This is a genomic window from Serratia sp. CC22-02 (assembly GCF_900182895.1).
Lineage (GTDB): Bacteria > Pseudomonadota > Gammaproteobacteria > Enterobacterales > Enterobacteriaceae > Serratia > Serratia nevei.
The window spans coordinates 206,359-221,122 of record NZ_FXUD01000004.1 but is presented as its reverse complement, the minus strand read 5'-3'; the positions used below and the strand labels follow the sequence as shown (position 1 = coordinate 221,122).

14 protein-coding genes are annotated in these 14,764 nt (G+C 64.0%); 9 read left to right on the top strand and 5 right to left on the bottom strand.

The features are described 5' to 3' along the window. Nucleotides 1-7: 7 nt before the first annotated feature. The gene (locus QOL81_RS15700) at nucleotides 8-652 is read right to left on the bottom strand and encodes a TetR/AcrR family transcriptional regulator (protein ID WP_193159006.1); all 645 of its coding nucleotides are present in this window, start codon (nucleotides 650-652) and stop codon (nucleotides 8-10) included. Between the two features lie 93 nt (nucleotides 653-745). Here QOL81_RS15700 and QOL81_RS15695 point away from each other — a divergent pair, with 93 nt between their 5' ends. The 5 genes from QOL81_RS15695 (at nucleotide 746) to QOL81_RS15675 (ending at nucleotide 6,176) form a co-directional block, all read left to right on the top strand. Then, on the top strand, nucleotides 746-1,444 hold the full coding sequence (locus tag QOL81_RS15695) for a DAPG hydrolase family protein (protein WP_060440096.1): 699 nt from the start codon (nucleotides 746-748) through the stop codon (nucleotides 1,442-1,444). An 83-nt stretch (nucleotides 1,445-1,527) separates the two neighbouring features. After that, nucleotides 1,528-1,914: a GFA family protein gene (locus tag QOL81_RS15690; RefSeq protein WP_060419290.1), complete on the top strand. Its 387-nt coding sequence runs from the start codon at nucleotides 1,528-1,530 to the stop codon at nucleotides 1,912-1,914. A gap of 90 nt (nucleotides 1,915-2,004) precedes the next feature. Next, entirely contained in the window at nucleotides 2,005-3,309 is a 1,305-nt protein-coding gene (locus QOL81_RS15685; protein WP_049200384.1) for an MFS transporter, read from the top strand. 168 nt (nucleotides 3,310-3,477) lie between these two features. Next, nucleotides 3,478-4,737, top strand: a complete 1,260-nt coding sequence (locus tag QOL81_RS15680) for an MFS transporter (RefSeq protein ID WP_060419292.1) — start codon at nucleotides 3,478-3,480, stop codon at nucleotides 4,735-4,737. Next, complete coding sequence (locus QOL81_RS15675; RefSeq protein WP_169318357.1) at nucleotides 4,734-6,176, top strand: glycoside hydrolase family 32 protein; 1,443 nt, start codon at nucleotides 4,734-4,736, stop codon at nucleotides 6,174-6,176. The genes QOL81_RS15680 and QOL81_RS15675 overlap by 4 nt, the downstream gene beginning before the upstream one ends. Nucleotides 6,177-6,217: 41 nt before the next feature. Here the strand turns inward: QOL81_RS15675 and QOL81_RS15670 are convergent, their stop codons facing one another. The 3 genes from QOL81_RS15670 to QOL81_RS15660 all read right to left on the bottom strand — a co-directional run bounded on the left by QOL81_RS15670 (nucleotide 6,218) and on the right by QOL81_RS15660 (nucleotide 9,225). Continuing rightward, nucleotides 6,218-7,219, bottom strand: a complete 1,002-nt coding sequence (locus QOL81_RS15670) for a LacI family DNA-binding transcriptional regulator (protein ID WP_049200376.1) — start codon at nucleotides 7,217-7,219, stop codon at nucleotides 6,218-6,220. Nucleotides 7,220-7,291: 72 nt separating this feature from the next. Then, nucleotides 7,292-7,855, bottom strand: a complete 564-nt coding sequence (locus tag QOL81_RS15665) for a HutD/Ves family protein (protein WP_283439919.1) — start codon at nucleotides 7,853-7,855, stop codon at nucleotides 7,292-7,294. After that, nucleotides 7,855-9,225 carry a formimidoylglutamate deiminase gene (locus QOL81_RS15660; protein WP_049200374.1) on the bottom strand — a complete coding sequence of 457 codons (1,371 nt, stop codon included), beginning with the start codon at nucleotides 9,223-9,225 and terminating at the stop codon, nucleotides 7,855-7,857. The genes QOL81_RS15665 and QOL81_RS15660 overlap by 1 nt, the downstream gene beginning before the upstream one ends. Before the next feature lie 180 nt (nucleotides 9,226-9,405). Between QOL81_RS15660 and hutC the strand changes: the two genes are divergently transcribed. The 4 genes from hutC to QOL81_RS15640 all read left to right on the top strand — a co-directional run bounded on the left by hutC (nucleotide 9,406) and on the right by QOL81_RS15640 (nucleotide 14,122). Further along, on the top strand, nucleotides 9,406-10,161 hold the full coding sequence (gene hutC / locus QOL81_RS15655; RefSeq protein WP_033646346.1) for a histidine utilization transcriptional repressor HutC: 756 nt from the start codon (nucleotides 9,406-9,408) through the stop codon (nucleotides 10,159-10,161). A 157-nt stretch (nucleotides 10,162-10,318) separates the two neighbouring features. After that, the gene (hutI, locus tag QOL81_RS15650; RefSeq protein ID WP_283439918.1) at nucleotides 10,319-11,542 is read left to right on the top strand and encodes an imidazolonepropionase; all 1,224 of its coding nucleotides are present in this window, start codon (nucleotides 10,319-10,321) and stop codon (nucleotides 11,540-11,542) included. Further along, on the top strand, nucleotides 11,539-12,342 hold the full coding sequence (hutG, locus tag QOL81_RS15645; protein WP_060419298.1) for an N-formylglutamate deformylase: 804 nt from the start codon (nucleotides 11,539-11,541) through the stop codon (nucleotides 12,340-12,342). The genes hutI and hutG overlap by 4 nt, the downstream gene beginning before the upstream one ends. Before the next feature lie 244 nt (nucleotides 12,343-12,586). Continuing rightward, on the top strand, nucleotides 12,587-14,122 hold the full coding sequence (locus tag QOL81_RS15640; RefSeq protein ID WP_087763532.1) for a serine hydrolase domain-containing protein: 1,536 nt from the start codon (nucleotides 12,587-12,589) through the stop codon (nucleotides 14,120-14,122). 3 nt (nucleotides 14,123-14,125) lie between these two features. Here QOL81_RS15640 and QOL81_RS15635 read toward each other — a convergent pair whose 3' ends face one another. Further along, a complete protein-coding gene (locus QOL81_RS15635; protein ID WP_060419302.1) occupies nucleotides 14,126-14,656 on the bottom strand; it encodes a chorismate mutase in 531 nt (176 codons plus the stop codon). Nucleotides 14,657-14,764: the final 108 nt, after the last annotated feature.

Here is a 14,764-nt window from a genome sequence, read left to right as displayed (position 1 = left end):
TTTGTTTTCACTCCTCTTCCAGCAAACCCGGCATCACCAGCGCCACCGCCGCCGCGATGCGCTCGTCGATCGCGCTGCCCGGCGACAACAGCCCCAACGTCATCTGCCGCAGCGGTTCGGCGATGGTCATCGCCAACAGCAGGTCGCTGGTTTGCGCCCAGTCGCGCTCACGCAGCCACCCGCACTGCTGCTGGCGCTGCAGCCAGTCCGCCACCGTCGCCCGGCCGCGCTGAATACCGTTGCGCTGGTAGCTGTCCAGCAGCCCCTCGCGCCCCGGAAATTCGCTTTGCAGCAGCCGGAACATGCCCACCGCTTCCGCACTCAGCACCTGCTGCGCGATGGCCTGCAGCCCTTTTTCCAACAACGGCGCAACCGCCGCCCGCTGCCCGGCATCCTGGGCGAAGGCCGGCTGAAACGCCTCGGTCCAACCGCTTACCGCCTGCGCCACCAGTTCGTCGCGGTTGGCGGCAAAGCGATACAGGGTTTTTTTAGCCACCCCGGCGCGTTTCGCCACCGCATCCACCGTCGCCGCGGCATAGCCACCGTCGATCAGCAGTGCCAACGTCGCCTGAACCAGCGCCGCGCGCAGCGCCGTTTCCGGCGTGGCCGGCCGGCCGCGAGCACGCAGCGGTTCTTCATTCGGGTTTGCCATATTTATTCCTCATAAGCGTTGACAGACTCAGCATAGCGGCATAGCCTTATTTTGGAAACGAAATTCGTTTCCAAAATAAAAAAGGAACCCATTATGACACATCCCTCCCTACTGGCGCCGTGGGGCGTTAACGATATCAACGAGTTGCTCAGGCCCGAACCGCTGCGGCTGGAGATGGGGCTAAGCCGCAGCGCCGACGGCCTGCTGACCGTGGCGGTTCGCACCGACCTGCACGGCTGCAAAGGGCGCATGCTGGACTGGTGGTTCACCTTCTTCGAAACGACTCAGCATATCAACTGGTGGCACCCGCACGATCACGTCGAACACCGCGGCTGGGATCGCCACTGGAAAAAGGGGGAAAACTACGTCGGCGCCAGCATCGAAGCGGTCGAGTGGTTGGCGGAGCTGCCGCCGGTCGCGGCACGCCTCAAGTTTCACGCCGCCGAGGATTTCTTCGCGCCGCAGCCTCTGCGCCAGGCGCGCGACGCGCAGGCGCTCTCCGCCGCCGTTTGCGCGCGCATCGGCTTCGGTGACCAGGTGGCGCTGGATGACAACGGCGATCCCTGCGACGGCGAGATGCTGCACCTGGTGCGCGACACGCCCTATGGCTGCGTGCTGCGCAGCCGCTTCCTGCTGGGCAAAGCCTGCGCCAACGCCCACGACGAGCTGCCGGACGACATCGGCTTTAACCTGATGCGCCACTGCTACAACGAGTTCAGCTATCTGGCGCAGTTCCTGCCGTCGCTGTACTACGCCGAAAACGGCCGCGAACCTGCACCGTTGCTCTGGTAATGCGTCAGCGGAGACCTGTTAATTTTTCGCGATGCCGCTATAGTGATTTTCATCGCCATTCCCGCGTTTATGACGGAGAACTCATGGAAAACCCCAGCTATAGCGGCGGCTGCCTGTGCGGGCATATTCGCTTTCAGGCACGCGGCCTGCCTGGCAATCCGCACAGCTGTTCCTGCGATTTTTGCCGCCGCCACTCCGGCGCGCCGACGCTCTGTTGGGTCGAATTTCCGCGTCAGGCCATCGAGTGGAACGGCCCGGGTGGCATGCCGGCCCTATACCGTTCTTCACCCTATTCCAGCCGCGCCTTTTGCCCACGCTGCGGCAGCACGCTGGGGGCGATCGACGACGAGCCGACGGTGGCACTGGCCACCGGCAGCTTCGATCGGGCCGATCTGCCGGAGCTGTGCCCGACCTCACATGCATTCGCCGATGTTTGCCCCGAATGGTGGCGTATCGACGGCATGCGCTGAACGCCTCACAGTTCCCGCTGAAATCAATTGATTGTTTTGTCGTATAAATTTAGAACTGACGAACAATAATTCAAAAGTATGGGAACGGGGATGAATCAACAGACTCTCGACGCGCGCCGCTCGCGTCAGGCGTTGCTGGCCGGCTCGGTCGGCAACTTTATCGAATGGTATGAGTTCGGGGTGTACGGGTTCCTGGCCACCGTTATCGCCGCCAATTTTTTCACGCTGCAGGGTGAAAACGAAATCACCAGCCTGATCCTCACCTACGCCGCCTTCGCGCTGGCGTTCTTCTGTCGGCCGATCGGCGCGGTGATCTTCGGCCGCATCGGCGATCGCATCGGCCGTCGCCCGACGCTGATTGCGGTTCTGCTGCTGATGACGCTGGCCACCGCGCTGATCGGCGTCATGCCGACCTATGCCTCGATCGGCGTCGCCGCCCCGCTGCTGCTGACGCTGCTGCGCATGTTTCAGGGGCTGTTCGCCGGCGGCGAATTCGGCGGCGCCGTGTCGCTGATGACCGAGTTCGCCCCGAAGGGCAAGCGTGGGCTGTTCGGCGCCTGGCAGTCGCTGACCGTCGCGCTCGGCCTGCTGGCCGGCGCTGGGCTGGTGGCGCTGCTGGCCGCGCTGCTCAGCGCGCAGCAGCTGCATGACTGGGGCTGGCGTATTCCCTTCCTGCTGGCGCTGCCGATGGGCGCCGTGGCGCTGTGGCTGCGGCTCAAACTCGAGGAAACGCCCACGTTCACCCAGGCGCAGCAACATGCGGAACACGCCGCAGCGCCGCCGGAAGCGAAGCTGGGCGGCGTGGTGAAAACCATTCTGATCGGCATCGGCCGCATGATGGGCTGGTCGGCCGCCGGCTATACCTTCCTGGTGGTGATGCCTTCCTATTTGCAAACTTCATTGCACGCCACCTTCCAGCAGGCGCTGGTGGCGACGGTGCTGGCCAACGTCGGCTTCGCCCTGACCATTCTGCCGGCGGGCATCATCAGCGACAAACTGGGGCGTAAAACGGTGATGCTGACGGCGGTGGCGGCGGTGATCCTGTTCACCTTCCCGCTGCTGCACCTGTTGCAGGATGCGCAGAGTTCACTGTGGGCCAAAGGGCTGGCGGTCATGATCGCCGGCGCCGTAGTCGGCCTGCTGGCCGGCCCCGGCCCGGCGATGCTGGCAGAGATGTTCCCGACCCGGGTGCGCTATACCGGCTTGGGGCTGGCTTACTCGCTGTCCAATGCGGTGTTTTCCGGCTCGGCCGGGCTGATTATCACCGGCCTCATCAAACAGACCGGTAATATCGACATTCCCGCCTACTACGTGGTCGCCACCTCGGTGGTCAGCCTGTTTGCGCTGATGACGCTGCGCCGCGACGACCATCTGCGCTCGCTGAACGAACGTTAATCCTCCGGGGGCACATCGCCCCCTTGCCAACTCGTGACCTCGATCACAACGCCAAAATGTTAACGTTAACTTTTGTGATTAACATCGCACGCGTGATATCTGCTGGCTTCATCCCCTTGCGAGTTAACGTTAACAATAGAGCTAACTTCACTCACCGGGGCCCTACCCATGAACCGCGAAACTAAAAAATATTACGTGCTGCTCAGCGGCCTGCTGTTCTTCTTTTTCTTCACCTGGTCTTCCAGCTTTTCGCTGATCTCACTGTGGCTGAATCAGAAGATCGGCCTGAAAGGCGCCGAGACCGGCCTGATCTTCTCCGCTATCTCGTTGGTGGCGCTGTGCGCACAGCCACTGTACGGGTTTATTCAGGACAAACTTGGGCTGCGCAAGCACCTGCTGCAGTTTCTCGGCGTAATGCTGCTGCTGACCGGCCCGTTCTTTATCTACGTTTACGCCCCGCTGCTGGCCAGCAGCCTGCCGCTCGGCGCGCTGGTCGGCGGGGTATTTATCGGCGCCACCTTCTTCGCCGGCATCGGCGCGCTGGAATCTTATACCGAGCGAGTCAGCCGCATCAGCGGTTTCGAATTCGGCCGCGCCCGCATGTGGGGATCGCTCGGCTGGGCCAGCGCCACCTTTTTGGCCGGTTTTATCTTCAATATCGATCCGAACATCAATTTCTGGCTGGCCTCCGCCGCCGCCGTGGTATTCCTGTTGCTGCTCAGCCAGGTGCGCGAGCTGAAGCCGAACGCCATGGCCGGCCTGGCGTTCGGCAAACCGGAAAATCTGCGGCTGCAGGATGCGCTGGCGCTGCTGCGTATGCCGGGCTTCTGGGCGCTGGTGGTGTTTGTGCTCGGTATCAGCGTGTACAACGTTTTCGATCAGCAATTTTCGGTCTACTTCGCCTCGCAGTTCGCTTCTCGCGAACAGGGAAACGAGATGTACGGCTTCCTCAACTCGCTGCAGGTCTTCCTCGAAGCCGGCGGCATGTTCCTGGCGCCGCTGCTGGTGAACCGCATCGGCGCCAAACAGGGGCTGCTGCTGGCCGGTGGCGTGATGGCGCTGCGCATGTTCGGCTCAGGCTTGGTCAGCGGCGCATTAATGATCTCCGCCATGAAACTGCTGCACGCCGTAGAGTTGCCGATCCTGCTGATCGCTATCTTCAAATACATCGCCAGCCGCTTCGACAGTCGCCTCTCCTCAACGCTTTACCTGGTGGGCTTTCAGTTCATCACCCAGGTGATGGCCAGCTTCCTGTCGCCGCTGGCGGGCTACGGTTATGACCGCATCGGCTTTGCCGACACCTATCTGCTGATGGGGTGCGCGGTCGCCGCCACGACGCTTGTCTCCTGTTTCCTGCTGCGCGGCGAACGTTCCGCCAGCGCAGCCCCCTTTCAATCCGCCATTAAATCAAGTGAGTCTGTCCAATGAACACTGCCTTAGCTCAAGCCGACCATGCGGTCGAAGCCCTGCGCGCAGAACGCCGAGACGAATACTACCCGCAGTTCCATCTCGCGCCGCCCGCCGGCTGGATCAACGATCCCAACGGGCTGATCTGTATTGACGGCGTCTATCATGCCTTCTTCCAGCATCACCCCTATAGCGAGCACTGGGGCCCCATGCACTGGGGGCACGCGACCAGCCGCGATCTGATCCGCTGGCAGCACCAGCCCATCGCCCTGGCGCCCGATGCGCCCTATGACAAAGACGGTTGCTTTTCCGGCTGCGCCGTGGATGACAACGGCGTGCTGACGCTGATTTACACCGGCCACGTGTGGCTGGGCGAGCCCGGCGACGACAGCCAGGTGCGGGAAGTGCAATGTCTGGCCACCAGCGAAGACGGCATACGCTTCGTCAAGCACGGGCCGGTGCTGGCCGCGCCGGACGGCATTCAGCATTTCCGCGATCCGAAAGTCTGGCGCGAGAACGGCGAATGGTGGCTGGTGGTCGGTGCCAAAGAAAACGGCCTGGGCCAGGTGCGCCTGTACCGTTCTGCAGATCTGCGCGCCTGGCGCTTCGATCGGGTGCTGGCCGGCGCGCAGGCGGCGCATCAAGGGTATATGTGGGAATGCCCGGATTTCTTCCCGCTGGGGGAACAACACCTGTTGTTGTTCTCGCCGCAGGGGCTGGTGGCACAGGGCTACCGCTACCGCAATCGCTTCCAGAGCGGCTATCTGCTCGGCCACTGGCGGCCGGACAGCGACTTTAGGGTGACCCAACCCTTCTGCGAGCTGGATGCCGGCCACGATTTCTATGCGCCGCAGACCTTCACCGCCGCCGACGGCCGTCGGCTGCTGTTTGCCTGGATGGATATGTGGGAATCCCCAATGCCCAGCAAAGCGCACCGTTGGGCCGGCGCCCTCACCCTGCCGCGTGAGCTAACGCTGGCCGCCGACGGCAGCGTCCGCATGAACCCGGCGCGTGAACTAACGGCGCTGCGCCGAGAATCGCACAACTTTTTGGCACAGACGCTGACCAATCAGCATCTGCCGCTGGCGGACGACGTGCAGGAACTCACCCTGACGTTGAGACCGGCCGACAACGACGCCGAGCGCTACGGGCTGGCCATCGGGAGTGCGGCGCGGCTGTTCGTCGACAATCAGGCGCACCGGCTGGTGCTGGAACGTTTTCATGAAAACCCCGCCCTGTGCACTTGCCGCAGCGTGCCGCTGCCAGAAGGTGACAGCCTGTCGCTACGGATCTTCATTGACCGCTCATCGCTGGAGATCTTCGTCAATCAGGGGCAGGCCTGCCTGACCAGCCGAATTTATCCGACGGCGGGCGATCGCCGCCTCCGCCTGTTCGCCGAAGGCGGCCGGGCACAGTTTGAGCCCATCATGGGATGGCAGTTGGCAAGCCTCTGGGGATAATGGGAATGAGCACTGGGCGCGCAGCGACGCACCCGGTGCGCTTACAGCGAACCACGCTCCAACAGCGGGCAAGGCACTTTCACCGTCTCACGCTGCTCCCGCTGCTCAATCACATGCAGCGCCGCAAGGCGACCCAGCTCATAATGCGGCAGCTGCACCGTCGTCAATGCCGGCAGGAACAGCTCGCCGGTGCCGACCATATTGTCGTAACCCAGCACCGCTACCTGTTGCGGTATCCGCCATCCTTGTGCCAGCAATACCTGATACACCAGAAAGGCTATCCGATCGTTCCCGCACACCACGACATCGCAATCGCGCCTGCCTGCAGAGAAATGCCGCTCCAGCAGCGCGACGCAGTCGCGATAGCTTTGGTCGCCGCCGCTCAGATCGAGATGATACTGCCGCAGCTGTTCAACATCGCGCCCCGCTTCGCGCCAGGCGCGTTCCAGACCGCGGCGGCGCAGGCCCGCCGCCAGCGTATCCGCCGGTAAATGAATGCACAGTGGCGCGCGATAGCCTTTGGCGATCAGCGCGCGCGTGGCGTCATACTGCCCTTGCTCATCATCAGGAATGTAGCTGGCGATCGAATGCGCCGGGCTGACGCAGTTGGCCAGCACCAGCTTTTTGTCCAACAGTTTGGCCGGCAATGTCACCTCGCGCAGCCCCATCGTGGTGAAGATCACCCCATCCGGACGATGCGCCAGCAGCAGATCGACGGTCTGTTCGGCGTTGTCGTCGGCAAACAGGTTGACGACGAAGCTGTTCCAGCCTCGCTCGCGCGCGGTTTTCTCAATCGACAGGATCATTTCCACCGAGAACGGCGTCGTGGCGGTGTCCAGCGCCAGCACGCCGAGCGTCTGTACGCGATTTCCGTCACCGCGAATACGCCGCGCCGACAGATCCGGCACGTAGTCCAACTGGTCGATAGCCTGTTTGACGCGGCGGTAGGTTTCCGGCCGCAGCTTGCCGGGTTCATTGATGGCGCGGGACACCGTCATCAACGAGACTCCGGCAAGTTTTGCGACGTCTTTCAGCGAAGCCATGCGCCCTTCTTTATGATGATTAATGGGAAAAAGTGAATAATCCCATAACCTGGCGCAGGACTCTACTCTGCGTTAGCAGGCTGTGATGTTCGCCCACAGGAGAGCGCCGTCGGCCGTCAGCGGCGCCACTTCACCGCCCGCCGCCTGCGCCGCCCACCAGACGCCCTCGCGCGCCCGCAGTTCGCCGCCCCCCGGCAGCGACCAGACCCCGCTCAGCACATACAGCACGCCCGCCTGGTGGGATGGCAGGGTGACGGGTGCCGTGCTGCGCCGCACCTCGGCCGCCTGTCGGCTACGGCGCGTCATGATGTTGAAATCCTGACTGGCGCCGCCCAGCAGCGTCGCTTCCAGCGCCACGTCGCCGGAGAACGCGAACGGTTCCCCGACGCGAGCCAATTGATGGTCGATATGCCCGGCGCTGAACAGCCGCACGCCGTCGCCTTCCAGCAAAGTGATCGAGCGGTCGATGCCCGTAAAGGCGGAAAACGGCCCGTCCTGCGCGATGGTAGCGATGCTGGCGCGCCAGTCAAAATCCTGCGCGCCCGGTGGCCAGCTGACGATTTCACGGGTTTCCCCACCGCCGTTGCGCCACGGGCTGACCGGCAGCGCGGCGAAGCTAAAACGGGTCAGGCTCATTACGCCTCCTGCTGAAAGGTTTTCAACACCTGCAGGAACTCGGCGCTGCTCTGCTGCTGCAGCGCGTGCCGCCCCTGCTCGATCACCTGCCGGCCGCCGACGAACACGTCGCGAATTTGCTCTTTGCCGCCGGCGAACAGCCAGCGGTTGAGGATCGAGGCGTCCGGCGCCGCCGCCAGATACGGGTCGTCGCCGTCCAGCACCAGCCAGTCGGCGCGATAGCCGCTCTGCAACCGGCCGATCGGCGCACCGCACGCCTGCGCGCCGCCCTGCAGCGCCTGCAGGTACAGCACATCGCCCACCGCCGACTGTTCCGGCGTCGTCAGACGGTTGCGGCGCTGATCGCGCAGCCGCTGGCCGTATTCGAACCAGCGCAGCTCTTCCACCACGTTGAGCGAAACGTGGCTGTCGGAACCGATGCCCCAGCGCCCCTGCTGCTGCAGGTAAGCGTCGCCGGGGAAAATGCCGTCGCCGAGGTTGGCTTCGGTGGTCAGGCACAGGCCGGCCACCGCGCGGCTGCGCGCCAGCGCTTCCAGCTCATCGCGATCCAGATGGGTGGCATGCACCAGACACCAGCGCTGATCGACCGGCAGATGGTCATACAGCCAGGCCACCGGGCGCTGCCCGCTCCACGCCAGGCAGTCGTTCACCTCTTTTTGCTGCTCGGCGATATGAATATGCACCGGCAAAGTGCGATCCGACGCGGCCAAAATCTGCTGCATCTGGCCCAGCTCCACCGCACGCAGCGAATGGAAGCACAGCCCCTGATTCTGCAACGGACGATCCGCCAGCTGGCGGGCAATCACCTGCTGCTGGTGCAGATAGCTTTCGGTATCCTGGATAAAACGTTTCTGCCCCGGCTGCGCCGGCTGCGCGCCGAAACCGGCATAGCTGTACAGCACCGGCAGCATCGTCATGCCGATGCCGGCCTGATGCGCGGCCTCGCTGAGGCGGCCGGTCATTTCACCGCGATCGGCGTAAGGCTTACCGTCGGCGTCGTGATGCAGGTAGTGGAATTCGGCCACCTGGGTGTATCCGCCCTTGAGCATTTCGATATACAGTTGACGGGCGACCACCTCCACCTGCTCCGGCGTCAGGCGCTGCACCAGGCGGTACATCAGATCGCGCCAGGTCCAGAAGCTGTCCTGCGGGTTGCCCGCCACTTCCGCCAGCCCGGCCATCGCGCGCTGGAAAGCGTGGGAGTGCAGGTTCGGCATGCCCGGCACCGCATCGCCGTGCAGCCGGATGCAGCCTTGCGGTTCAGCGTCGGCGGTAACTTGAGTCAGATAACCTTGCGCATCGACGTCCAGCCGGACGTTATGCGCCCAGCCCTCAGGGAGCAAAGCGCGTGGGGCAAAATAAGCAGGCATGGCAGTATTCCACTGTTGGTGTAACGGCGAATGAGGCGCGGCGATGGCGCGCATTCAGGAATTTTTGGCTGTCGCCGGCAAGTTTCTGGCGCGACGGCCACTAGTTGTATATACATATACATACGCCGACATCAACAGTAAACTGGTGTTATTATTTTTTTATTTGACGAGGTTAACGTCGTGGCTGAACAACAGACCGTGTTACAACTGGCGGCTGCAATGAGCGATGCCCCCGCCCCGATCTACCAACGGGTCAAACAGGCGATCGTGAATCAAATCCGTGCGGGGCATTGGCAACCGCACCAGCGCGTGCCCTCCGAAAGTGAACTGGTGGCGGAACTGGGCGTCAGCCGCATGACCATCAACCGCGCGCTGCGCGAGCTGACCAGCGAAGGTTTTTTGATTCGCATGCAGGGCGTCGGCACCTTCGTCGCCGAAGCCAAAGCGCATACCGCGCTGCTGGAAGTGCACAACATCGCCGATGAGATCGCCGCGCGCGGCCATCGCCACAGCAGCAAGATCCTCGAGCTGAAGGCCCGAGCGGCCAGCGAAGAAGAAGCGACGGCATTGGGCATTCAGCCCGGCCAACGGCTGTTCTACTCGCAGATCGTGCATTACGAAAACGATGTGCCGGTGCAGGTGGAAGACCGCTGCGTCAACCCGCTGGTGGCGCCGGATTACCTGAAGCAGGATTTCGACCGCGTCACGCCTTACACCTATCTGACGCAGGCCGCGCCGCTGACCGCCGGCGAACACATCGTCGAAGCGGTGATCCCTACCCGGCGCGAGCGCGAGCTGCTGCAGCTGGAAGACCACGAACCCGGCCTGCTGATTCATCGCCGCACCTGGTCCGGCAAAACCGTGGTGACCTCGGCCCGGCTGCTGTACCCCGGCAGCCGTTATCAACTGTTCGGCCGCTTCACCAGCGAAGTCTGATTCCCGGCGGGCGCGCCCTGCGCCCGCATCTCCGCTGTCGATCACATCCTGATAACAAAATCTCTCCCGCCTCTTGTGACATCCCGGTGAATGCGTTAGGTTGTTTTTAATTGTATATACAACCATGTGGGAGCTGCGGCTCCGGCGGAGGAAAGCAATGACGTCTGAGATTCACTGTGACAGCCTGTGGCACGGCGCCGATATCGTCACCATGCGCGACGGCAACTATCACACCCTGACCGACGGCGCGATCGCCGTACGCGACGGCAAGATCGTCTGGATTGGCGAACATGCGGCGCTGCCGCCCGGCCTGATCGCTGACGAAACGGTGAAATTCGACGGCGGCATCATTACCCCCGGCTTTGTTGACTGTCACACGCACCTGGTGTTCGGCGGCAACCGCAGCGGCGAGTTCGAACAGCGGCTGAACGGCGTGAGCTACGCCGACATCGCCGCGCAGGGCGGCGGCATCATTTCCACCGTGAAAGCCACCCGCGAGGCCGACGAGGCGCTGCTGCTGGAGCAGGCGCTGTTCCGCCTGCGGCCGCTGCTGGCGGAAGGCGTCACCTGCGTGGAGATCAAATCCGGTTACGGCCTCAGCCCGGAGAGCGAACTGAAGATGCTGCGGGTGGCGCGCAAGTTGGGCGAGCTGCTGCCGGTCGAGGTGAAAACCACCTGTCTGGCGGCCCATGCGCTGCCGCCGGAATACACCAACCGCACCGACGACTACATCAATCTGGTCTGCGATACCATCATTCCGCAGGCGGCCGCCGCCGGGCTGGCGGATGCGGTTGACGCCTTCTGCGAACATCTGGCGTTCTCACCGGCGCAGGTGGAACGGGTCTTCGCCGCCGCCGAGGCCGCCGGGCTGCCGGTCAAGCTGCACGCCGAGCAGCTCTCCGCCCTCGGCGGCAGCACGCTGGCGGCGCGCCATCACGCGCTCTCCGCCGACCATCTCGAATACGCCACCGAACAAGATGCCCGCGCCATGGGCGATGCCGGCACCGTGGCGGTGCTGCTGCCCGGCGCCTATTACCTGCTGCGCGAAACCCAGTGCCCGCCGGTAGAGCTGTTCCGCAAGCACCACGTGGCGATGGCGATCGCCAGCGACGCCAACCCCGGCACCTCGCCGGCGCTGTCGCTGCGCCTGATGATCAACATGGCCTGCACGCTGTTCCGCCTGACGCCGGAAGAAGCGCTGGCGGGCGTTACCACCCACGCCGCCAAAGCGCTGGGGCTGCAACACAGCCACGGCACGCTGGAAACCGGCAAGGTGGCGGACTTCGTTCACTGGCCGCTGTCGCGGCCGGCGGAACTGGCTTATTGGTTGGGCGGCCAGCTGCCCTGTACGGTGATTTTCCGAGGAGAAGTACGTCAATGACCATTCGCGATCCTTTTAGCTTCCAGAGCGGCAGCCTGCCGCTGCTGATCAGCATCCCACACGCCGGCACGCAACTGACGCCGGCGGTCGAGGCCGGGCTGACCGACGACGCCCGCCCGCTACCCGATACCGACTGGCACATTCCGCAGCTGTACGACTTTGCCCGGGCGATGGGCGCCAGCGTGCTGGTCGGCAACTATTCGCGCTTCGTCATCGATCTGAACCGCCCAGCGGACGACAAGCCGCTGTACACCACCGCCACCACCGGCCTGTATCCCGACGTGCTGTTCGACGGCCGCCCAAGCTTCCTGCCGGGCAAAGCGCCGACGGACGCAGAACGCGCCGGCTATCTGCAGCAGATTTGGCAACCTTATCATCAGCAGCTGCAGGACGAACTGGCACGCCTCAAAGCGCGGCACGGCTATGCGTTGCTGTTCGACGCACACTCCATCGCCTCGGTGATCCCGCGGCTATTCGACGGCCAGCTGCCGGATCTCAACCTCGGCACCAACGGCGGCGAAAGCTGCGCCCAGGCGCTGAGCGATCGGCTGGTCGCCTGCTGCGAGCAGCAACAGCAGTACACCCACGTGCTGAACGGCCGCTTCAAGGGCGGTTACATCACCCGCGCCTACGGGCAGCCGCAGCAGCAACAGCATGCGATCCAGCTCGAACTGGCGCAGGTGAACTACATGTCCGAACAGTACCCTTACGCGTTCGAACCGCAGCGCGCCGCCTCGCTGCAGCGCCTGCTCAAGCAGATGATTGAAGGCCTGCTGGACGGCGCCGCCAAACTCAACTGATCCCTCTGCAGGCGCCGCCGAGCGCCTGTTTCTCCCCCTGCCTTTAGCCGCAACGTCAGCCGCAATCTGCGCGCTATATCAAAGTTTCGCGTGATTCCCCACTGACTGGTCTAAACAGCGCACAAAACAGCGGCCGACGAAAAACGCACTGCGCCACAATCAGCCGAAAAGCCCGCGCTCATCGTCAGCGCCGGGCGGCGTGTGGCCGAGCTGGCCCGTTTCGAACCATCACTCTGGAGGCCCTATGTCTGTAACACCGTTAAACTGGCGCGCTGCCGGCGCCCTCGCCGAACAATTGCTGGCCGGCTGGCAACGGCGTGGCGAACCCGGCGGCGCCATCACCCTGTTTGACGCCGAACAACTCCGCGCCACCGCCTGCGCCGGCCTGGCCGATCTGGCGCAGAATACCCCCTTCACCGTCGACAGCGTGGTGCGCTACGCCTCCGTGACCAAACATATCTTCGCCGCGCTGGCGCTGAACGCCACCGGCCGCGCCATTCGGCTCGATCAGCGCCTGGGTGAACTGCTGCCCACCCTGCAGCCTGCGCTGGCGGACGTCACCGTCGGCCAGGCGCTGGACATGACCGGCGGCCTGCCCGACGTGCGCGAAACGCTCGGCTTGCTCGGCATCTCGCTGCACGCCGTCAGCGAGGCGCAGCCGGTCATGCAGTTTGTCGAAGGGCTGGAGAAGTTGAACTACGAAGCCGGCAGCGAGATCGCCTACAGCAATACCGGCTATCGGCTGCTGGAGGCCGCGCTGCGCAGCAAAGGGTATGATTTCGACCAACTGGTGCAACAGCACATCGCCCGGCCGCTGCAGGTGCAGATGCAAGCACCGGAAAGCTGGTTCGACGTGGTGCCGGGGTTGGTGCCGGGTTACTGGCGGGCGCCGCAGGGCTGGCAACACGCCAGCGCCGGCCTGCACCTTTCCGCCTCCGGTAGCCTGACCGGCAGCCTCCACGCCCTCACCCGCTGGCTGCAAACGCTGCTGGCCGACGAGGGCCCCGGCCAGGGCGTGCTGGCGCAACTCGGCGCCCCGCGCCGCCTCAATCAGGGCCAGCTCAGCGCCTATGGCCTGGGGCTGGCGCAAACCCCGCTGGGCCGCCGCCGCTTGCTCGGCCACGGCGGTTCCCACGCCGGTTACAAAACCTATTTCCTGCTGGCGCCCGATCGCCAGGTCGGCGTCGCGTTGGTCGCCAACCGCGAAGACTGCGACAGTTTCGGTATGGCTTTGCAGGTGATGGCGGCGCTGCTGGGCGAACCTTTGCCGCAGCGCAGCACGGCGATCCCCGACGGCCTCTACGCCACGCTGGCCGAGCCGCACTGGCTGGAGGTTAAAGACGGCAACCTGGCCTATCTGGGCAGCGGTGAACCGCTGTATCAGGGCGAGGACGGGTACGCGGTGTCGCTGTCCGCCCATATGCCAATCAAATTGAAGTGGACCGGCGAAGCGGTCGAGGGCGAAGTCGGGCATGTGGCGCGCCGTTTTCTGCCGGTCACGGCCAACGGCGACTGCCTGAAGCATGTGCAGGGGCTGTGGTATCACCCGCACTATCGCACCGCCTTTGAAATTCGTGGCGATCGGGTGCATATCGGCGTCGGCCCGGCGGCGCAGAGCGGTACGCTCAGCCCGCTCGGCCAGGGCCGCATGCTGGTAGAGTGCCAGGACGGCCCGTGGTTAAAACGCTTTTGCCTCTATTTCCGCGGTTACAACGTGGATCTCATCGCCAACCGCAGCCGGATGCTGACCTTCCGCCGCAGCACCGTCGGCCGCGACTGACGCTCAGCCTGCGCTGCCGGTTTTGACCGCCAGCAGCGCATCCGCCAGCCGCCGTTTGTCGGCGGCGCTGAGGTTCACCTGATCCACGGACGCCATAAACGCCGCCCGATCCGCCTCGCCAAGCGGGCCGGCGCGCAGCCGCTCCGCCAGCCGTTGCAATATCTGGCTGCTCAACCGCGCAATCTGCGGGCGCACCTGCGCCAACGGGCGCGGCTGCCAACCGGTTTCCGGGCTCGCCAGCCAGTCGGCGCGATAGCGATACTGAATCGCCTTGGCGGCGTCCATCTGCGCGGCGATAAAAGGCCGCACCGACGCGGGCTCAAGCCCCAAACGCCCCGCCTCCGCCTGCGCGCTGGCCAACACCTTCGCCTCCTGCGCCAGGTCTTCGATCGGCAAATGCTGCTGGGCCTTGTAACCGGCAACGTCCTTCATCAACGACAGCCGTTGGTTCACCAGCTCCCCGAGAGCGGCGGCGCCGTCCGCCAACGCCGGAAAACTGGTCAAACAACAGGCGATCAATAACGCCCTGAACATGGCACCTCCCTTATGATGCAGTGAAAACGTCAGGGCTAAAGTTCACCACGTCCGCCCCGCGCTGGCAAATAAAAAGGCCCCGCCGCAGCGAGGCCCGATAACGCTCGA